This is a genomic window from Roseomonas acroporae (genome assembly GCF_023223525.1).
GTDB lineage: Bacteria > Pseudomonadota > Alphaproteobacteria > Acetobacterales > Acetobacteraceae > Roseomonas_E > Roseomonas_E acroporae.
The window spans coordinates 1-19,455 of sequence record NZ_JALPRX010000058.1 but is presented as its reverse complement, the minus strand read 5'-3'; the positions used below and the strand labels follow the sequence as shown (position 1 = coordinate 19,455).

Sequence of the window (19,455 nt, the reverse complement as noted above, 5' to 3'; positions counted from 1 at the left end):
TCAGGCGGGAACCGCACTAGGGCAGGCCGGCGTCGCCTGCCCGACGGCCGGATCCCGGCGCGGGCGGATTACGCCGGTCCGCATGGCCCTCCGGTCATGCGCGAACCTCCGGAGTTCCGCTTAGAGCCGATCCAGCCTGACTGTATCAGGCCGGAACGGCTCTAGCCTTTTGATTTTTCGCATTTTCCGAGCCGCTGAGCGAGGACGCTCAGCTTGAAAATGCTCTAGCCGCCACCCGACGGCTTCTCCGAACGGCCTTTTCCGTCCGCCCGCGGATGCGCCGCCTGCCAGGTCGCGAGCAGCCGCGCCGCGTCCACCGCGGTGTAGCGCTGCGTCGTCGACAGGCTGGCATGGCCCAGTAATTCCTGGATGGCGCGCAGGTCGGCGCCGCCGCCCAGCAGATGGGTGGCGAAGGAATGGCGCAGCGCGTGCGGGGTGGCCGATTCCGGCAGCCCCTCGCGGCGCCGGAATTCGCGCAGCACCTTCTGCGCCACGGCCGGATCGAGGCGCCCGCCGCGCGCGCCGAGGAAGAGGGGCGAATCCGGGGTGGCCCCGGCGCGGTGACGCAGCAGCGCCGAGAGCGCCGCGCGGACCGCGGGCAGCAGCGGCACCAGCCGCTCGCGCCCGCCCTTGCCGCGGACGCGCAGCGCCGAGTCGCTGCCGGCGGGCGGCAGGTCCCGCAGGTCGAGCGCCAGCGCCTCGCCGATCCGCAGCCCGCCGCCGTAGAGCAGGGTGAACAGCGCCGCGTCGCGTGCGGCGAGGGCCGGGTCGTCCTGCGTCTCGCCCACCGAATGCGTCACGGCGATGGCCTGGTCCGGCGTCAGGGCGCGGGGCATGGGCGGCTTCGGGCGCGGGCCGCGCAGGCCGGCCAGCGCCAGCGGCGGGAAGCCGTGCCGGCGCGCGAGGTGGCGCAGGAAGCCGCGGGCCGCGGCCAGCTTGCGTGCCCGGGTCGCGGCGCCGTCGTTCCGGTCGGCGCGGTGGGCCAGGAAGGCGCGCAGGTCCTGCGGCCGCAGCGCGGCCAGCGCCGCGAGGTCCGGCTCGCCGCCGAGATGGTGCGTCAGGAAGCCGAGCAGGTCGGCGAGGTCGCGGCCATAGGCCTCGACCGTGTTGGCGGCAGCCCGGCGCTCACCGGCCAGCCAGTCGAGATAGGCGGCGCGGCAGGCGAGGCCGCTGATCGCGTCCCCGTCGGTCATGGCGGCCGGTACGGCCGGGGCGGCCATGTCGGCCGGCACGGCCGGGGCAGCGAGGTCGGCCGGCACGGCCGGGGCGGCGAGGGCGTTGCCGTCGGCCGGGCGTCGCCGGGCGCGCCCCGTCACGGGCGTGCCGCCGACCGGACCCGCGATGCCCCGTGGGGCCCGTCGCCGTGGCGGCCGACGGGACGACCCGGGTCGCCCGGCCGGCGGCTCTCCGGGCGGGGCGGGCGTCGGCTCAACGCGCCAGGGCGGCGGCGACGGCGCGGCCGAGGAAGGCCAGCGTCGCGGTGGACTGGCGTGGCGGCAGCGAGACGAGGTCGCGCGCGCCGAGCACCAGCAGGGTGGGGATGCCGGAGGAGTCGGGCACCCGCACCAGCGCGTCGCGCTGCACCAGCGAGGCGGCCTCGGCGTGGAGCATCTCGAGGTCCTCGGGGCGGGTGCGGACCACCGCGTCGCGGCCCGGGCCGAGCAGCCGCGCCACCGCGCCGCGCGGCAGCGGCAGGAAGCCCGGCCGGGCCCAGGCGACCGTGCTCTCGGGCAGCAGGGCGAGGCGCGGCCGCGCCCGCTCCGGCGCCTCGCGGCGGCTGGGCTCGGCGGCCAGGGTGCAGCTCGCGAGCCCGAGCAGCGCCGGGATCTCCTCCCGCACCACCTCGTGCACGTCCTGCGCGCGCATCAGCGCCAGCACGGCGAGGCGGACGCGGATGGCGAGGCCGGCGGTGGCGCGCCCGGTGGCCAGGGCGCTGTCCATCTCCGCCTCCAGCGCCCGGACGCGCTGCCGTTCGGCGTTGAGCATCGCCGCCATGTGGTCGGTGACGCGCTCGCCGTGCACGCGGCGTGGCGGGGCCAGCACCCGGTACAGCTCGGGCCGCTCGGCCAGGAAGTTCGGGTTCGAGCGCAACCAGGCGGCAACGGCGTCCGCGTCGGTTTCTTGGCCCGCGTACTGGACAGCAGCGCTCATGGGCGCGCCTCCGGCGTGAAGGGGATCCGGCGGGATTGCCGTGGAGAAGGGGAGGATCTGCAATCCGGGCGCCTCGGTCCGCCGGAGGGCACAGCTTGCGGCAGGCGGCGCCACCCTGTCTGTGCGATAGCGCACCGTTCAGGCCGGCCCCGGCGGGCGCGCCCGCCGGGGCCGGTGGGCGATCCCGGGATCAGAGGATGCTCTGGCCGGTCTTCTTCCAGTCCGCGAGGAAGGCCTCGAGGCCCTTGTCGGTCAGCGGGTGCTTGAACAGGGCGCGGATCACGGACGGGGGCAGGGTGGCGACATGGGCGCCGAGCTTGGCGGCGCGGACGATGTGCAGCGGGTTGCGCACCGAGGCCACCAGCACTTCCGTCTCGAAGTCGTAGTGGCTGTAGATCTGCATGATGTCGTCGATCAGCGTCATCCCGTCCTGGCCGATGTCGTCGAGCCGGCCGATGAAGGGCGAGATGAAGGTGGCGCGCGCCTTGGCGGCCAGCAGCGCCTGCTGCGGCGTGAAGCAGAGGGTGACGTTGACCATGGTGCCCTCGTCGCGCAGCGTGCGGCAGGCGCGCAGCCCGGCCTCGGTCAGCGGCACCTTCACGGCGACGTTGTCGGCGATCTTGGCCAGGTAGCGGCCTTCGGACAGCATGCCCTCCAGGTCGGTCGCCGTGACCTCGGCCGAGACCGGGCCGGGGGTTACGTCGCAGATCTCGGCGATCACCTCGGCGATCTTGCGACCGGACTTGGCGACCAGGCTCGGGTTGGTCGTGACCCCGTCAACCAGACCAGCCTCGGCGAGGGAGCGGATCTCGGATACGTCGGCGGTATCGACGAAGAACTTCATGGCGGGGGGACCTTCGCACTATATCAGGAACATCGTTTAGGTTTTGTTCCAGATAGAGCATACCCGATGGCATACGGCCGGCGGAAGCAAAGAGACATGAACGACACAATCCTTGTGGCAATTTCGCCACGGGTGCGTGTCCTGCTGCCGTTGCCCCTGGCCGGCGCCTACGACTACCGGGTGCCGCCCGGCATGCGGCTGCAACCGGGGGACTTCGTGGCGGTGCCGCTGAACGGGCGCGAGACGCTCGGCGTGGTGTGGGATGGCGAGGCCGACCCGGACCTGCCCGAGCGGAAGCTGCGCGACGTGCTGCACGCCTACGACGTGCCGCCGATGACGGCGAGCCTGCGCCGCTTCGTCGAATGGGTGGCGCAGTACACGCTGAGCCCGCCGGGCGCGGTGCTGCGCATGGCGATGAGCGCCCCCGCCGCGCTGGAGCCGCCGGCGCCGCAGGCCGGCTGGACGCTCGCCACCGGCCCGGGCAGCAACGCGCCGCCGCCCACCGGGCGCGTCACGCCCGAGCGGCAGCGCGTGCTGGACGCGCTGCGGCCCGGCGAGGTGCTGCCGGGCAACCTGATCGCCGAGCGCGCCGGGGTGAAGCCCGGCGTGCTGCGCGGCATGGCCGATGGCGGCTGGCTGCGCCCGGCGCTGCTGCCGCGGCCGCTGGAATTCGCCCCCCCCGACCCGGACCACGCGCAGCCGCGCCTGGGCACGGAGCAGCGCGCGGCGGCGGCGGCGCTGGAGGCGGCGGTGGCGGCGCGGCAGTACGGCGTGACGCTGCTGACCGGCGTCACCGGCTCGGGCAAGACGGAGGTGTATCTCGACGCCGTCGCCGAATGCCTGCGGCAGAAGCGGCAGGCGCTGGTGCTGCTGCCGGAGATCGCGCTCTCGGCGCAGTGGCTGGACCGCTTCCGCGCCCGCTTCGGGGTGAACCCGGCGCTGTGGCACTCGGAGCTGACCTCGCGCACGCGGCGGCGCACCTGGCGCGCCGTGGCCGAGGGCGAGGCGCCGGTGCTGGTGGGCGCCCGCTCGGCGCTGTTCCTGCCCTATCCCGATCTCGGCCTGGTCGTGGTGGACGAGGAGCACGAGACGGCGTTCAAGCAGGAGGAGGGCGTGGTCTACCACGCGCGCGACATGGCGGTGGTGCGCGCCCGCCTCTCCGACGCCGCCTGCGTGCTGGTCTCGGCCACGCCGAGCCTGGAGACGCTGACCAACGCCGAGACCGGCCGCTACGCGCACCGCCACCTCAGCGAGCGGCATGGCGGCGCGACCCTGCCGGCGATCTCGCTGGTCGACCTGCGCCGCGACCCGCCGGAGCGCGGCCGCTTCATCAGCCCGAAGCTGGTGGAGGCGGTCGGCGGGACGCTGGCGCGCGGCGAGCAGGCGATGCTGTTCCTCAACCGTCGCGGCTACGCGCCGCTGACGCTGTGCCGCGCCTGCGGCCACCGGCTGCGCTGCCCGAACTGCACCGCCTGGCTGGTGGAGCACCGCGCGCAGAAGCGGCTGCAATGCCACCATTGCGGCCATGCCGAGCCGGTGCCGCAGCACTGCCCGGAATGCGGCGCCGAAGGCTTCCTGGCCGCCGTCGGACCCGGCGTGGAGCGGGTGCTGGAGGAGGCGGGCACGCTCTGGCCGGAGGCGCGGCGCCTCGTCATGGCCTCCGACACCATCCCCGGTCCCGCCGCCGCCGCCGAGGCGGCGCGCGCCATCGCCGAGCGCGAGGTCGATCTCATCATCGGCACCCAGATCGTCGCCAAGGGCTGGCACTTCCCGCACCTGACGCTGGTGGGCGTGGTGGATGCCGATCTCGGCCTCGCCGGCGGCGACCTGCGCGCGGCGGAGCGCACGGTGCAGCTGCTGCATCAGGTGGCCGGCCGCGCCGGGCGCGCCGAGATGCCGGGGCGGGTGCTGCTGCAGACCTTCAGCCCGGAGCACCCAGTGATGCAGGCGCTGCTTTCCGGCGACCTCGACGCCTTCATGGCGGCCGAGGCGGAGACGCGCCGGCCCGGCCACTGGCCGCCCTTCGGCCGGCTCGCCGCGCTGATCGTGTCCGCCGAGGAGGAGCGGGACGCGGACCGCACGGCGCGCGACCTCGGGCTGGCGGCGCCGGGCGGGGAGGGGGTGCAGGTGCTGGGGCCGGCCCCGGCGCCGCTGGCGCTGCTGCGCGGGCGGCACCGGCGGCGGCTGCTGCTGAAGACCCGGCGCGACATCGCGGTGCAGCCGATCCTGCGCGAGTGGCTGGCGCGGGTGGAGGTGCCGGGAAACGTGAAGGTGCAGGTGGACGTGGACCCGGTGGGGTTCCTGTAGCCGCAGGGCGGGAACCGCCGTGCCGGCAGGCATCGTCGCGGGCCTCGTCAAGGGACCGGCGACAGGGCGGGCGCGCCCTTCTCCGCGCGTGCGGTCAGAACGACACCAGCTGCCCCGCGCCCACCGCCGACAGGAAGGTCGCCACGCCGGCCAGCTCCACCCCGGGTGCCAGCGCCGCAGCCTCCAGCCCCACCGCGCGCAGCCCCGCCTCGCAGGCGATCCGGCGGATGCCCAGCTCGGCGGCCGCCTCCAGCAGCGTGCCGATCGTGGCCACGCCGCGCGCGGCGAGCAGCGCCTCGCGCGGATCGTCCAGCAGCGGCGGGTCGCGCCGCAGCAGGTGGCAGCCGGCATCGGTGGCGAACAGCACCACCTCGCGTCCCAGCGCCGCGGCGCCGGTGGCCATCACCAGCGCGTAGTGCGCGCGCACATGGTCGCCGGCCAGCAGCAGCACCCCGAGCGGCGTGCTCATGCCGGACGCATCTCGGCGCCGGCCGTCGGCCGCTCGTCGCGATGCGCGTCGAGGTCGCGGATGGTGGCGTCCGGGCCGCACAGCGCGCAGCCCGGATCGGGCGGCAGGCGCACGGTGCGGAAGCGCGCGTCGAGCGCGTTCCAGAGCAGCAGCCGCCCGGCGAGCGATTCCCCGATCCCGAGGATCTCCTTCAGCACCTCCGTGGCCTGCAGCGTGCCCATCACGCCGGTCACGGCGCCCAGCACGCCGGCCTCGGAGCAGGTGGGCACCAGCCCCTCCGGCGGCGGCTCGGGATGCAGGCAGCGGTGGCAGGGGAAGGTGCGGCGGCCTTCCGGCCGGTCATGCGAGCGGAAGGTGGCGAGCTGGCCCTCGAAGCGCAGCACCGCCGCCGAGACCAGCGTGCGGCCGTGCAGGTGGCAGGCATCGCCGAGCAGGAAGCGGGTGGGGAAGTTGTCGGTGCCGTCGCAGACGATGTCGTAGCCCTCGATCAGCGCCGGGACGGTGTCGGCGTCGAGCCGGTGCGGGTGGATCTCCACCCGGACGTCGGGATTCAGCCGGCGCAGCGTCTCGGCGGCGCTCTCGGCCTTGTTCCAGCCGAGCCGCCCGGTGTCGTGGACGACCTGGCGCTGCAGGTTCGACAGTTCGAGCCTGTCGTGGTCGACGAGGCCGACCGTGCCGATGCCCGCCGCGACCAGGTAGAGGGCGAGCGGCGAGCCGAGGCCGCCGGCGCCGACCACCAGCACGCGGGCCTGTCGCAGCCGCGCCTGCCCGACGGCGCCAACCTCCTCCAGCAGGATATGGCGGGAGTAGCGCGACAGCTCTTCGTCGGAGAAGTCGAGGTTCATGGCGCCGATATGGGCGGTGCCGGTGCCTCGCCGCAAGCGGGGCCCGGCCGTGGCGGCGCCGGCGTGGGAGTGGTCCGGGTGGAGGCCGGGTCGGGTGCCGCCGCACGGGCGGGCCCGTTCGCGGCTCCCCGCCCCGCGACGGCCCCAGGGTCCCGGCGCGGCCCCCAGGGGCGGCCCCCAGGGAAAGCTTGGCCCTCAGAGGAGAAGCAGGAGCAGGAGCCAGAAGGGAGCGGAGAGGGCGAGGCCGAACACGATGCCGCGGGACGGCAGGAGGCCGCTCCGGCCCTCCGGCGAATCCTTGGGCGCGGCGAACCCCCGCAGCAGGGCAGACCGGTCCAGGGCCGGTTCGAGCGCATGGTAAGGCGCGATGTACATGTCGTTTCCCCCGGGCGTCGCGCCTTCGTTCAAGGCTCCCCGCAACGTCGCGACGCCGTCATGCGTCCGGCAAGCTGAGCTATGGCGAGTCGCGTGAAACGGAAAGGGATGAACGAAACAAAGATCTGTGATGTTGCGTCAGCGAACCGGGCCCGGCCCGCGACATCCCGGCCGGAGCGGCGGGTTCCGCCTCCGGCGCGCCCCAGGCATGCGGGTGGTTCAGGACCCGGAGCCACCCCAGAGCAGGGCCTCGATCGCTTCGTCGGGCAGCATGTCCACGCCGGGGATCAGGTCGAGGCCGAGGGCCCGCTTGACCGAGTAGGCGACGACCAGCAGCGAGAGCAGCGTGGTGCTGCAGAGCGCCAGCATCAGCAGGTTCAGCAGCAGTCGGCCGACGCGCCGGGCCGAGCGGCGCAGCCGGCCTTCCCAGGAGGGGCGTGCCCCTGGCCCTTGCCGCCAGTCCGCGAGCGGACCCGCGATCACACCCTGGATCTGAGCCACCATCATCCGCGCCGATTTCCGATCCGTGTCTCTCCCGTTGAGATCTAGTCTCGGAGAATGACCCGTTCGTTAACGCCGGCCGGCCTCCTCCGCTCCCGGCCGCCACGTTGCGCCGCCGCGCCGACTGCCCCAGCATGGGCGGATGTCGGACGGCCCGCTTCCGCAGGCGACGGAGGCCGCGTCGCGGGCCCATCGCCTCGGCCTGATCCTCGGTCTCGGCGGCTTCGCCGGCTCCCTCGCCTCCCGTTCCACCGATCCGCTGGTCGGGGTGCTGTCGCACGACCTCGGCGTGACGCCGGAGGCGGCGGCGCTGCTGAGCAGCGCCTTCGCCCTGCCGTTCGCCGGCGTCCAGCCGGTGCTCGGGCCGGTGGGCGAGGCGGCGGGCAAGCTGCGGGTGATCGTCGGCTGCCTGCTGCTGCTGGGTCTGGCGCTGGCAGCCTGCGCCCTGGCGCCGGGCTTCGAGTCGCTCCTCGCCGGACGATTCCTGGCGGGGATGGCGGCGGGCGGCGTCACGCCGCTGGCGCTGGCGGCGCTCGGCGACCGGACGCCGCTGACGGAGCGGCAATTGGTGATCAGCCGCTTCCTGGCGCTGGCGATCGGCGGGCAGGTGCTGGGCGGCGCCATGTCGGGGGTGCTGGAGCCGTGGGTCGGCTGGCGCGGGGTGATGCTGATCTGCGCCGCCTCGGCGCTGGTGGCGGCATGGCTGATCCGCGCCTCGCTGCGCGGCGAGCCGCCGGAGGCGCGTCACCGCTTCGACCTCGCCCTGGCGCTGCGCCGCTACCGCGCCCTGCTGGCCAGCCCCGCGGCGCGCCTGCTGTTCGGCGCGGTGTTCACCGAGGGGCTGCTGGTCTTCGGCCTGTTCCCCTATCTCGCGCCGCTGCTGGCGAGGCGGGGCCTGGGCGGACCGCCCGAGGCCGGCCTGGTGGTGGGCGCCTTCGGCATCGGCGGGCTGGGCTACGCGATGCTGGCGCGGCCCCTGCTCGCCCGGGTGGGGCAGCGGCGGATGGTGATGCTGGGCGGGGCCGGCGCGGGGCTGGCGCTGCTCGGCTACGGGCTGGCGACGGGCTGGCCCGGCTTCGTCGCCGCCTCGCTGCTGCTCGGCTTCAGCTTCTACATGCTGCACAACTCGATCCAAGCGCGTGCCACCGAGCTGGCGCCGCAGGCGCGCGGCTCCGCCATGGCCCTGCATGCCAGCTCCTTCTTCCTGGGCCAGACGCTGGGTCCCGTGCTGTTCGGCCTCGGCCTCGCCGGCCCCGGGCTGCTGCCGACGCTGATCCTCGCCGCGCTCGGCCTCGCGACGCTGGGCGTCCGCCTCGGCCGCCGCTGAGCCGGCGCGCCGGACGCGGCCCGTCGCCGCGGACCTCCGCGACCGGCCACCCGGGCCGGACGCCGCCGGACGCTCCCGGAACGGGGAGGGGAGCCGGCCACCGCCAGCGCTGGCCGCGTCCGGGCGGCGCATCGCTCCGACGCATCGTGTCCCGCAGCCGGTGGGTCGGGGAGCCCGCGCGGCGGATGGCCGGGCGGCACCGCGCTTCCTGCCCGCTTCAGCAGCCCGCTTCGCGCAGCAGCGGGAGCGGCGGCGCCGGTACGGCATCCGGGGCGTCGCAGCGGGGTGGGCGGCCGAGGCGGAACAGCTCGTGCAGCGCCGCCATGTCCCGCTCGCGCCCGCAGGCGACGGCGGCCCGCACCGTGTCGCCGACGATCAGGTAGGCGATGAACTCGCCGCCGTGCGACACGGCCTCCGGCGACAGGTCGCCATCGACGACGACCCGGTCGGGCTTCCCGGCATGGCCGACATAGCCGAAGCGCAGGCCGCACTGCGCCGTCCAGAAGAACGGCACGGCGTCGAAGGCGGTCGCGCGCCCGGCCATGTTCAGGGCGGCGACGCGCCCCTGCTGCATGGCGACGCGCCAGTGCTCGACGCGCAGCCGCTCGCCGGTACGGGCATCGGGGAACAGGGCGATGTCGCCCGCCGCGTACACGTCGGGGAGGGCGGTGCGCAGGAAGCGGTCCACCGGCACCGCGCCGTGCTCCGTGGCCAGACCCGACAGCAGGCCGGTGGCCGGCTCGATGCCGGCGCCGATCAGGAACAGATCCGCCGCGACGCGGGCGCCGTCCTCCAGCACGAGCTCGGCGGCCCGGCCGCCGGCACCCGGCTCGATGCGGAATGCCCGCGCGCCGAGATGCAGCGTGGTGCCGTGCCGTCGGTGCAGCGAGGCCAGCAGCCGCGCCACCGGCTCGCCCAGCCGGTCCGCGAGCGGCAGCGCCTCCGGCGACACCACCGTCACCGCGAGGCCGCGCTGGCGCAGGGCCCAGGCGGCCTCGAGCCCGATGAAGCCGCCGCCCAGCACCGCCGCGTGGCGTGCCCCCGTCGCCGCGGCGATGAGCGCGGCGGCATCGCCGCGCCCGCGCAGCAGATGCACGCCGGGCAGCGTCGCGCCCGGGATGCGCGGGCGGCGCGGCACGCCACCCGTCGCCAGCAGCAGCGCGTCGCAGTCCAGCGTCCCGCCATCCGCGAAACGCAGCCGGCGCGCCGGCGCCTCGACGTCGACGACCTCGCGCGTCAGGGTGTCGATGCCGAGGCGCCGGTAATGGTCCGCGTCGCGCAACGGCAGCTTCCCGGCCGGGAAGCTGCCGGCCAGATGGTCCTTGCTGAGCTGCGTGCGGTCGTAGGGCAGGTAGGGCTCCGCCGAGATCAGCAGCACGCGGCCGCCGAACCCCGCCTCGCGCAGCGCCTCGGCCGCCGCCGCGCCGGCCGCCCCGGCGCCGAGCACGATGAAGACGCGCGGGTCGTTGCCCGCCGTCGCCCGCGCGGCCGGCGCGGCCTCCGGCAGGTCGCCGGCCGGCAGCAGGGCACGGATCGTGCCGTCCTCGACACGCACCTCGTAGCGTGGCAGCCCGTCCAGCGGCGGCGGGTCGAGCATCGCGCCGTCGGAAACCCGGAACACGCCCTGGTGCCAGGGGCAGAGCAGCCGGTCGCCGCACAGCAGGCCGTCGGCGAGCTTCGCGCCGGCATGCGGGCAGCGCGCGCCGAGCGCGTGCACGCTTCCATCCGTGCGGCGGAGCAGCAGCACCGGACCACCCGGCGTGCCGACCTCGCGCATCGTGCCGGGCGGCAGCGAGTCCAGCGTGCCGAGCGCGACCCCGGCCGGTGCCGGCACGGCCTCAGTCCAGGAGCTTGTCGATGGTGATCGGCAGCTCGCGGACCCGCTTGCCGGTGGCGTGGAAGATGGCGTTGGCGATCGCCGCCGGCGTGCCGACGATGCCGATCTCGCCCAGCCCCTTCACGCCGAGCGGGCTCACCTCCTCGTCCGGCTCGTCCACGAAGATCACGTCGATGCCCTGGACGTCGGCATGGGCGGCGACATGGTACTCGGCGAGATTGTGGTTCATGAAGCGGCCGAACCGGTGGTCGGGCATGGTCTCCTCGTACAGCGCCATGCCCATGCCCATCACCACGCCGCCGAGGATCTGGCTGCGCGCCGTCTTGGGGTTGAGGATGCGCCCCGCCGCCACCGCGTTCACGATGCGCGTCACGCGGACCACCTTGAGCTGCGCATCCACCCGCACCTCCGCGAAGACGGCGGAATGGGTGTAGCGGGAGTAGCGCATGCTGCTGATCATGCTGGGGCTCGCCGCGCCCTCCTCCTCCACCAGCGAGAGGTGGTGCGCGGTCAGCACGTCGGTCAGCGCGACGGCGCGCGCCTCGTCGTCGGCGAGGCGGATGGCGCCGCCGTCGAACACCACGCGGTCCAGGCTGGCATTGGCGAGCGGCGAATCGTCCATGCCGCGCGCCAGCTTGAACAGCGACTTGCGCAGCGCCTGGCAGGCCGCGTCCACGGCGGCGCCGGCCGAGGCGGCGGTCCAGGAGCCGCCCGACACCGGCGACTTCGGCAGGTCGGAATCCCCGATGCGCACGGTGACGCGCGCGAGGTCCACGCCCAGCGCCTCGGCGGCGATCTGGGCCAGGATGGTGTAGGTGCCGGTGCCGATGTCGGAGGTGGCGCAGGCGACCTCGACGCGGCCATCGGCGTGCAGCACGGCGTTGGCGGCGGTCTTCATCATCATCGCCTCCCACACGCCGGTCGCCATGCCCCAGCCGATCAGCTCGCCGCCCTCGCGCATGGAGCCCGGCGCCATGCTCCGCCGGCCCCAGCCGAAGCGCTCCGCGCCGATGTGGTAGGCTTCGCGCAGCGCCTTGCTGGTGTACTTCCTGTTGTTGTCCTGATCGATCTCGGAGTAGTTGCGCAGCCTGAATTCGAGCGGGTCGAGCTTCGCCGCGTAGGCGAGCTCGTCCATCGCGCACTCGATGCCGATCAGGCCGGTGGCGGCGCCCGGCGCGCGCATGTCGCCCGGGGTCGGCAGGTCGAGCTGCGCCAGCCTGTAGTCGAACAGCGTGTTGTCGCACTTGTAGAGCAGGCCAGCCCAGTTGACGACGGCTTCCTGGTAGTCCTCGAAGCGCGAGGTGTTCTGCACCGCCTCGTGCCGGAAGGCGGTCAGCTTCCCGTCGGCGTCCGCCGCCAGGGCCATCTTCTGGATGGTGTCCGGGCGGTGGGTGAAGGTGAACATCTGCTGGCGCGTCAGCACCACGCGCACCGAGCGTTCGAGCTGCGTCGCCGCCATCACCGCGAGGAAGAGCTGGTAGTGCGGCCGCAGGCCGGAGCCGAAGGCGCCGCCCACATAGGCGTTCACCACCCGCACCTGGTCCGACGGGATGCCGAACACGTTGTGGATGTAGCTCTGGCAGTTCTGCGAGCCCTGCGTCTTGTCGTAGACGGTGATCCGGCCGTCGCCCTCCCACACCACGGTGGCGGCGTGCATCTCCATCGGGTTGTGGTGCTCGAAGCCGTGGCGGTACTCGGCCTCCAGCTTCACCGCGCCGGCCTCGTACCCCGCCTGCGCGTCGCCGCGCGGCTTGGCGGGCGGCGGGATGCCGGAACGCTTCTTGCGCGGCTCGTAGGCCTCCTCGCGCGCCGCGCCGAGGTCGGTGGCGTGCGGCAGCGTCTCGTACTCGATGCGCAGCAGCGTGGCGGCGTGGCGCGCCGCCTCGAACTCCTCGGCCACCACCAGCGCGACGGGCTGGCCGCTGTAGTGGATCTCCTTGTCGTAGAGCGGCCGGAAGGGCGAGCCGGGCGGCGCCACCTCGTCCTGCCAGGAGCGGCTGAACCAGGCCAGGCTCGGCCGGTTCTCGTGGGTGAAGACCTGCACCACGCCCGGCACCGCGAGCGCCGCCGAGGCGTCGATCGCGCGGATCTTCCCGCGTGCCACCGGGCTCGACACGACGACGCCGTAGGCGAGGTCGGGGGCCACGTACTCCGCCGCGTACCTCGCCGTGCCCGTGACCTTGGCGCGGCCGTCGACGCGGGAGGTGGGGGTTCCGATATGGCCCATGGTCACTGCACCCGCTTGTCGGTCTGCGATTGCGGCGTGCCGGCCGCCGCCTGGGAGAGGGCGCGGCGGATCGCCTGCCGCGCCAGCCCGATTTTGAAGTCGTTGCCGCCGAAGCCGCGCGCGTCGCGCAGGGTGGCGTCGGACACCCTGGCGAACAGCTCGGGCGAGGGCGCCTGTCCGCGCAGCAGCGCCTCCGCCTCGCGGTCGCGCCAGGGCTTGTGCGCGACGCCGCCGAGGGCGAGGCGCGCCTCCCGGATCGTGCCGCCGTCCAGTTCCATCGCCACCGCCACCGAGACCAGCGCGAAGGCGTAGGAAAGCCGGTCGCGCAGCTTGAGGTAGGTGTAGTGGGTGGGGAAGGATTCCGCCGGCAGGTCCACCGCCGTCACCAGCTCGTCGCGGCCGAGATTGGTGTCGATCTCGGGCGTGTCGCCGGGCAGGCGGTGGAATTCGGCGAAGGGGATGGCGCGCTCGCCGCCCTCGCCCGTCACCCGCACCGTGGCGTCGAGCGCCGCCATCGCCACGCACATGTCGGAGGGATGCACGGCGATGCAGTGCTCGCTGGTGCCGAGGATGGCGTGGATGCGGTTGACGCCCTCCCGCGCCGGGCAGCCCGAGCCGGGCTCTCGCTTGTTGCAGGGCGTGGCCGTGTCGTAGAAGTAGTAGCAGCGCGTTCGTTGCAGCAGGTTGCCGCCGGTGGTGGCGGCGTTGCGCAATTGCGGCGAGGCGCCGGCCAGGATCGCGCTGGAGAGCAGCGGGTAGCGCGCCCGCACCCGCTCGTCGTAGGCGACCTCGGCATTGGTGGCGAGGGCGCCGAGGCGCAGCCCGCCCTCGCGCTCCTCGATGCCGCGCAAGGGCAGGCGGGTCACGTCGATCAGCCGCTCCGGCCGCGCGACGTTCTCCTTCATCAGGTCGACCAGGTTGGTGCCGCCGGCGATGAAGGCGGCGGCCCCGTTCGCGGCGCGCTCGCGCACCGCGCCCGCCACGTCGCCGGCGCGGCTGTAGCCGAAGCGGTTCATCGGCCGTCTCCCCGCGCCGCGGGCTGCTCGCCCATCGCCTGCTCGCCCATCGCCTGCTCTATCGCCGCCACGATGTTGGTGTAGGCGCCGCAGCGACAGAGATTGCCGCTCATCAGCTCGCGTATCTCCTCGGCCGTGTGGGCATGACCCTCCCGGATCAGCCCCACCGCCGAGCAGATCTGTCCCGGCGTGCAGTAGCCGCACTGGAAGGCGTCCTGCTCGATGAAGGCCTCCTGCACCGGGTGCAGGCGGCCGCCCTCCGCCAGCCCCTCGACCGTGGTGATCTCGCACCCGTCGCGCATCACGGCGAGTTGCAGGCAGGAATTCATCCGTACGCCATCGACCAGCACGGTGCAGGCACCGCACTGGCCATGGTCGCAGCCCTTCTTGGTGCCGGTCAGGTGCAGCCGCTCGCGCAGCAGGTCCAGCAGCGTCACCCAGGGCGCGAGGCGCAGCGCGTGGCGTTCCCCGTTCACGGTCAGGGTCACGCTCTCGCCATCGGCGTCGGCCGTGGATAGGCGTGTCAGCGTTTCGGTGTCGCTCATGCGCGGCGTTCTCCGGCCCGGGGGCGGCGCGTCGCGGCCGCCTCGCATCCCATGTCCCGGCGCGGCAGCCGGTCCGCCGGCACGGGGCCACAGGTTGGCGGAGAGGGTGACGGCGGCGGGATCTGCGTGGCTTAACCGGTGCCGGGCGCCCGCGTTCCCCGGCGCCGGTGCAACATGGCCGGTGACACCGGGCCGCTCAGCGCCGCTCGCGCGCCCGCACCCGCTCGCGATGCGCGGTGTAGAGGCCGCTCGCGATGATGACGGCCGAGCCCAGCAGCATCGCGCTGCCCGGCACCGAGCCGAAGACGAGGAAGCCCACGAGGCCCGAGGTGACGATCTGCCCGTAGGAGAAGGGGGCGAGCACCGAGGCGCCGGCATGGCGGTAGGCCTGCACCACCAGCATCTGCCCGACCGAGCCCAGCACGCCGTGCGCCAGGGCGAGGCCCAGCTCGAAGGCGGTGGGCATCCGGAAGGAGAAGGGCAGCATCAGGGTGAGCACCGCGAGGCCGGTGCCGGCGGTCCAGAACATGGTGGTTACCGCCCGGTCGGCGGTGCCGATGCGGCGGGTGATGACGACGGCGCCGGCCCAGGCGATGGCGGTGAGCAGCGGGAAGACGGCCGCCGGCTGGAAGGCGCTGCTGCCCGGCTGCACCACGATCAGCACGCCCGCGAAGCCGACCAGCAGCGCGGCCCAGCGGCGTATGCCCACCACCTCGCCCAGCACCGGGATGGAGAGCAGGGTGATGAAGGTGGGGGCGACGTAGTTGATCGCCGTCGCCTCGGCGAGCGGCAGGTAGCCGAGGCCGACGACGAAGAACAGGGCCGAGCCGACCACGCAGAGGCCGCGCATCACCTGCAGCCCGCGCCGCTGCGCGCGCATGCCGCGGAAGCGGCCGCGGCCGAGCAGCAGCAGCGTGATCGCCACGAACACGGCGTAGCGGATCCAGACGATCTCGACCACCGGCAGCGTGGCGCGCAGGTACTTCGACAGCGCGTCGGAGCAGGAGAAGAGCGAGATCGAGGCGAGGATCAGCAGGATGCCGCGCAGCACGTTCTCGCGCGGCGTCTCGGGCGGCACGGGGCGGGAGGCCGCCGCGGCGGAGGGGGCGGCCGGGTCGGCGGCGTCCGGTGCCCCGGCCGATGTCCGGCCGGCGCCGCCCATGGTCACGCGAAGGCCTCGCGCCAGCGTTCCAGGAAGCGCCCGGCCACCGCCGGGTTCTGCAGGCGCGGCGGCAGCCGGCCGGCGGCGGCCTCGACGAAGCCGGCCACCGCCATGCGGACGACGCGCTCGCGGCTCTCCTGCGTGACGCCCGCCGTGTGCGGGCTCGCGATCACCAGCGGGTGGGCGAGCAGCGGCGCGTCGGGCCGCGGCGGCTCGGGGTCCCAGACATCGAGTCCGGCGCCGCCGAGATGGCCGGCCTCCAGCGCCGCCAGCAGCGCCGCCTCGTCGTGGATGCCGCCGCGCGCGGTGGTGACGAAGATGGCGCCCGGGCGCATCGCGGCGAAGGCGGCGGCGCCGAACAGGCCGCGCGTCGCCGCGTCGCGCGGGCAGTGCAGGCTGACGACGTCGCAGGCGGCGAGCAGCTCGGGCAGCTCGACCTTCGTGGCGCCGCGCGCGGCGCATTCGGCGGCGTCGAGATACGGGTCGCAGGCCATCACCCGGGCGCCGAGGGCGTTCAGGATCGCCGCCGTGCGCGCCCCGACATGGCCGAGCCCGACCAGCCCGACCGGGCGGCCGACGATCTCGCGGCCGAGGAAGGCGCCGCGGTCGGCGGCCCGGCCGGCCCGCATCGCGGCATGCGATTCCGGCACGCGCTTGAGCAGCAGCAGCATCATGCCGACGGCGTGCTCGGCGACGCCCTCGGCGTTGCCGCCGGACTGGTTGGAGAGGGCGACGCCGGCCGCGGTGCAGGCGTCCCGGTCCACCGGGTCGTAGCCCGCGCCGTAGGAGGAGACCATCAGCAGGCGCGGCAGCGTGGCGAGCAGGGCGGTGGTGACGTGCCAGGGCGCGGGCAGCTCGTCGCGCGCGGCCATGACGTAGTAGCCGTGGCACCCGGCGAGGGCGGCGTGGATCGCGGCCTCGGGCTGGTCGAGCGGGATGCGCCGGATCTCGAGCGAGGGCTCGGCCGCGGCCGCCTCCAGGAAGGCCGGGTGCGGCACGTGCTGCAGGTAGCCGACGCGAAAGCGGTTCTCGGTCATCGTTCCCTCTTGGGTTCCTCTCGCACCCGGCCCGGCGACCCCGCCTGTCCGACGGATTGCCCGTGTCGCTGGGAGGTGTCCGGAAGGGCCATGGGCATGGCGGCGCACGGCTCCGGCGGCTTACGCCACGGCGCAGGGTTTGGCGAGACGGCGACGGCACCTTGACCGGCGTGGCATCGGCTTGGCATGCCGCTGCCGTGATGCGCTCCCCTTCCGCCCGCCTGCCGTCGTCCCGACTCGCTCGCGTGCTGCTCGCCGGCGCGCTGGCCACCGGTGGCCTGCCAGCCGCCGGGGCACGGGCGCAGACGAGTCTCGGCGCGCCGCCCAGCCTGCCGGCGCCGGCCGCCCCTGCCCGCCCAGCGGCGCCGGCCGCCCCTTCCCAGCCGGCGGCGCCGGCCCGTCCCGCACGGCCGGCCGCTCCCGCCCAGCCGGCCCCGCCCCGCCCCGCCCCGCCCCGCCCCGCGACGACCGCCGCGCCGGCCCGGTCGGCTGAGACGCCGCGCCCGCCCGCGTCGCGCGCGGCGCCGTCCGCCACCCCGGCGCCCGACCAGTCCCGCGGGCAGTCGGCCGGACGGCCGGGCGCCGCTCCCGCCGGCCGGCCCGCGGCGACGTCCCAGCCCGCGCGGCCGGGCGCGGCCACCCCGCCGGGCAGCCGCCCGGCCGCCGGTGCGCCGCCGGGGCAGCCATCGGGGCCGCGGAGGCCGGACGCCGCCCGGCCGCGGCCGGGGGCGCGCCCCGCCGCGCCGCCCGTCGCCGCGCCGGTGCCGGTGCCGGCCGTGCCGGCGCGCCCCGCCGCGCCGCCGGAGCCGCAGGTGGGCAGCAACACCGGCCTGCCGCTGCCGCGCTTCGCCTCGCTGCGTTCCGACGCGGTGAACCTGCGCGCCGGGCCCGGCATGCAGTACCCGATCGAGTGGACCTACCAGCGGCGCGAATTGCCCGTCTCGATCATCCGCGAGTTCGACGTCTGGCGGCGCATCCGCGACCCGGACGGCACCGAGGGCTGGGTGCGGCAATCCAACCTGACGGGCCGGCGCACCTTCGTCGTGCGCGAGGAGCGCGCGCTGCGCCGACGGCCGGAGGACGGCGCGCCGGTGGTGGCGCGGCTCCGTCCCGGCGTGGTCGGCCTGCTGCTGGCCTGCGAGGCCGGCAATGCCTGGTGCGAGGCCTCGGTGCGCAACGAGGCGCGCGGCTGGATCCGGCGCGCCGAGCTGTGGGGCGTCGGCCCGGAGGAGGAGGTCAAGCAGTCGCGCTGACCGGCCGCGGCGCGCGGCGGCGCTGGACGCGGGTGCGCCGGCGGTCCTAGCCTGGGCGTCATGAGCCTTGATCCCGAGCCTGCGGGAGGGGTTCCCGAGGAACCCGTCCCCGCCGCCCATCACGACATGGGCGGCGTGCAGCGCTTCCGCTGCACGCCCGTCGAACGCGACGAGGAGCCGCCCGACGAGTTCGGCCGCCGGGTGGATGCGCTGCGCCAGCACCTCGCGGCGCGCCGGCTGATGACCGTGGACGAGCTGCGCCGCGGCATCGAGGCCATCCCCGAGGCCGAGTACCTCGCCATGACCTACTACGAACGCTGGCTGCGCTCGATCACCACGCTGATGCTGGAGAAGGGCGTGGTGCTGCCGGAGGAGCTGGCGTGACGGACCGGCCGCCGATCCCGCCCGGCACCGCGGTGCGGGTACGAGACGACTGGCCGGAGCGGCGCGGCCCCTGCCACATCCGCACGCCGCACTACCTGCGCGGGCGGGCCGGGGTGGTGGAGCGGGACCTCGGCGCCTATCCCAACCCCGAGGACCTGGCCTTCGACCGCCCGGCGCCGCTGCGCCGGCTCTACCACGTCGCCTTCGCGCAGGATGCCCTCTGGCCGGATGGCCGTGGCGGCGACGGGCTGCTGGTGGAGCTGTACGAGCACTGGCTGGAGCCCCTCGCCCCCACGCCGGCCGGGCAGGGCGCCGCGTCCGCTCCGGCCGCCCCGGAGTCCGCCGCATGAGCGCCCCCGCCCGACCCGAGAGCATCGCCCATCTGGAGAAGCTGATCGCCGCCCTGGCCGCGCGCGGCATCGTCTCGGAGGCCGAGCTGGCCGCGCAGCGCGCGCGCACCGACGCCGCCAGCCCCGAGAACGGCGCGCGCATGGTGGCGCGCGCCTGGACCGATCCCGCCTACCGCGCCCTGATGCTGCGCGACGGCACCGCCGCCGCGGAGGCGGCGGGCGTCTCCATGGCCGGCGCGCCGCCGCTCGGCGTGCTGGAGGACACGGCGACGCGGCATCACCTCGTCGTCTGCACGCTCTGCTCCTGCTACCCGCGCGCGCTGCTGGGCTACCCGCCGCACTGGTACAAGTCGGCCGCCTACCGTGCCCGCGCCGTGCGGGAGCCGCGCGCGGTGCTGGCGGAATGGGGCACGCATCTGCCCGACAGCGTGGAGATCCGCGTGGTGGACAGCACCGCCGACTTCCGCTGGATGGTGCTGCCGGTTCAGCCGGCGCACACGGCGGGCTGGCCGGCGGAGCGGCTGGCCGGGCTGGTGACGCGGGACGTGCTGGTGGGGGTGGCGCTGCCCTGACGGGGCAGAGCACCCCGCCCGACCCCCGCCAGCGGAAGATGGCCAGGGGCAGGCGGCCCCTGGAACTCGCCGTCCGGCCTCCGGGCTTCGCCCGCCCCGGCCCCCGCCCGCAAACGCGGAGAGGGCAGGCGCCGCGGGGATTCCCGGCGGGCGGAAGCCGGAGGAGGGCAGGGCCTTCCTGGCGGAAGACGCGCGGCGGGGGCCTTGCCCTCCCCCGCCGCCCTAGAGCGTTTTCAAGCTGGGTGTACTCACC

19 protein-coding genes are annotated in these 19,455 nt (G+C 75.1%); 6 read left to right on the top strand and 13 right to left on the bottom strand.

Annotated features, from left to right (window positions below; translation table 11 throughout):
* Window positions 1-224 precede the first annotated feature (224 nt).
* From M0638_RS14020 to fsa, 3 genes are all read right to left on the bottom strand, one after another.
* Window positions 225-1,193 carry a tyrosine recombinase XerC gene (locus tag M0638_RS14020; RefSeq protein WP_248667626.1) on the bottom strand — a complete coding sequence of 323 codons (969 nt, stop codon included), beginning with the start codon at window positions 1,191-1,193 and terminating at the stop codon, window positions 225-227.
* 235 nt (window positions 1,194-1,428) lie between these two features.
* Window positions 1,429-2,151: a DUF484 family protein gene (locus M0638_RS14015; RefSeq protein WP_248667623.1), complete on the bottom strand. Its 723-nt coding sequence runs from the start codon at window positions 2,149-2,151 to the stop codon at window positions 1,429-1,431.
* 190 nt (window positions 2,152-2,341) lie between these two features.
* Entirely contained in the window at window positions 2,342-2,995 is a 654-nt protein-coding gene (fsa, locus tag M0638_RS14010) for a fructose-6-phosphate aldolase (RefSeq protein ID WP_248667622.1), read from the bottom strand.
* Window positions 2,996-3,091: 96 nt separating this feature from the next.
* Here fsa and M0638_RS14005 point away from each other — a divergent pair, with 96 nt between their 5' ends.
* Window positions 3,092-5,302 (top strand): primosomal protein N', encoded by a 2,211-nt coding sequence (locus tag M0638_RS14005; RefSeq protein WP_248667621.1) that lies wholly within the window; start codon window positions 3,092-3,094, stop codon window positions 5,300-5,302.
* Window positions 5,303-5,396: 94 nt separating this feature from the next.
* Here the strand turns inward: M0638_RS14005 and M0638_RS14000 are convergent, their stop codons facing one another.
* The 4 genes from M0638_RS14000 to M0638_RS13985 form a co-directional block, all read right to left on the bottom strand.
* Window positions 5,397-5,771 carry a DsrE/DsrF/DrsH-like family protein gene (locus M0638_RS14000; protein WP_248667620.1) on the bottom strand — a complete coding sequence of 125 codons (375 nt, stop codon included), beginning with the start codon at window positions 5,769-5,771 and terminating at the stop codon, window positions 5,397-5,399.
* Window positions 5,768-6,616, bottom strand: a complete 849-nt coding sequence (locus M0638_RS13995; RefSeq protein ID WP_248667625.1) for a HesA/MoeB/ThiF family protein — start codon at window positions 6,614-6,616, stop codon at window positions 5,768-5,770. Before M0638_RS13995 ends, M0638_RS14000 begins: the two co-directional genes overlap by 4 nt.
* A 195-nt stretch (window positions 6,617-6,811) precedes the next feature.
* Window positions 6,812-6,991, bottom strand: a complete 180-nt coding sequence (locus M0638_RS13990) for a hypothetical protein (protein WP_248667619.1) — start codon at window positions 6,989-6,991, stop codon at window positions 6,812-6,814.
* Between the two features lie 219 nt (window positions 6,992-7,210).
* Window positions 7,211-7,498, bottom strand: coding sequence for a hypothetical protein (locus M0638_RS13985; RefSeq protein ID WP_248667618.1), 288 nt, complete (start codon window positions 7,496-7,498; stop codon window positions 7,211-7,213).
* A gap of 136 nt (window positions 7,499-7,634) precedes the next feature.
* Between M0638_RS13985 and M0638_RS13980 the strand changes: the two genes are divergently transcribed.
* A complete protein-coding gene (locus tag M0638_RS13980; protein ID WP_248667617.1) occupies window positions 7,635-8,819 on the top strand; it encodes an MFS transporter in 1,185 nt (394 codons plus the stop codon).
* A 217-nt stretch (window positions 8,820-9,036) separates the two neighbouring features.
* Here the strand turns inward: M0638_RS13980 and M0638_RS13975 are convergent, their stop codons facing one another.
* The 6 genes from M0638_RS13975 to M0638_RS13950 all read right to left on the bottom strand — a co-directional run bounded on the left by M0638_RS13975 (window position 9,037) and on the right by M0638_RS13950 (window position 16,643).
* Window positions 9,037-10,653, bottom strand: a complete 1,617-nt coding sequence (locus M0638_RS13975; protein ID WP_248667616.1) for an FAD-dependent oxidoreductase — start codon at window positions 10,651-10,653, stop codon at window positions 9,037-9,039.
* Between the two features lie 4 nt (window positions 10,654-10,657).
* A complete protein-coding gene (locus M0638_RS13970; RefSeq protein WP_248667615.1) occupies window positions 10,658-12,883 on the bottom strand; it encodes a xanthine dehydrogenase family protein molybdopterin-binding subunit in 2,226 nt (741 codons plus the stop codon).
* Window positions 12,884-12,885: 2 nt separating this feature from the next.
* Entirely contained in the window at window positions 12,886-13,899 is a 1,014-nt protein-coding gene (locus tag M0638_RS13965) for an FAD binding domain-containing protein (RefSeq protein WP_248667614.1), read from the bottom strand.
* Window positions 13,896-14,444, bottom strand: coding sequence for a (2Fe-2S)-binding protein (locus tag M0638_RS13960; protein ID WP_248667613.1), 549 nt, complete (start codon window positions 14,442-14,444; stop codon window positions 13,896-13,898). Before M0638_RS13960 ends, M0638_RS13965 begins: the two co-directional genes overlap by 4 nt.
* 196 nt (window positions 14,445-14,640) lie before the next feature.
* Window positions 14,641-15,606, bottom strand: coding sequence for a DMT family transporter (locus tag M0638_RS13955; RefSeq protein WP_248667624.1), 966 nt, complete (start codon window positions 15,604-15,606; stop codon window positions 14,641-14,643).
* Between the two features lie 2 nt (window positions 15,607-15,608).
* The gene (locus tag M0638_RS13950) at window positions 15,609-16,643 is read right to left on the bottom strand and encodes an NAD(P)-dependent oxidoreductase (RefSeq protein WP_248667612.1); all 1,035 of its coding nucleotides are present in this window, start codon (window positions 16,641-16,643) and stop codon (window positions 15,609-15,611) included.
* Window positions 16,644-17,419: 776 nt separating this feature from the next.
* On the opposite strand from M0638_RS13950, the gene M0638_RS13945 reads away from it, so the two are divergent.
* The 4 genes from M0638_RS13945 to M0638_RS13935 are packed head-to-tail and all read left to right on the top strand — an operon-like array spanning window position 17,420 to window position 19,202.
* Window positions 17,420-17,896, top strand: coding sequence for an SH3 domain-containing protein (locus tag M0638_RS13945; RefSeq protein WP_248667611.1), 477 nt, complete (start codon window positions 17,420-17,422; stop codon window positions 17,894-17,896).
* 60 nt (window positions 17,897-17,956) lie between these two features.
* Entirely contained in the window at window positions 17,957-18,280 is a 324-nt protein-coding gene (locus M0638_RS29110; RefSeq protein ID WP_345893032.1) for a nitrile hydratase, read from the top strand.
* The gene (locus M0638_RS29105; protein WP_345893031.1) at window positions 18,277-18,630 is read left to right on the top strand and encodes an SH3-like domain-containing protein; all 354 of its coding nucleotides are present in this window, start codon (window positions 18,277-18,279) and stop codon (window positions 18,628-18,630) included. The genes M0638_RS29110 and M0638_RS29105 overlap by 4 nt, the downstream gene beginning before the upstream one ends.
* Window positions 18,627-19,202, top strand: coding sequence for a nitrile hydratase subunit alpha (locus tag M0638_RS13935; RefSeq protein WP_248667610.1), 576 nt, complete (start codon window positions 18,627-18,629; stop codon window positions 19,200-19,202). Before M0638_RS29105 ends, M0638_RS13935 begins: the two co-directional genes overlap by 4 nt.
* Window positions 19,203-19,455: the final 253 nt, after the last annotated feature.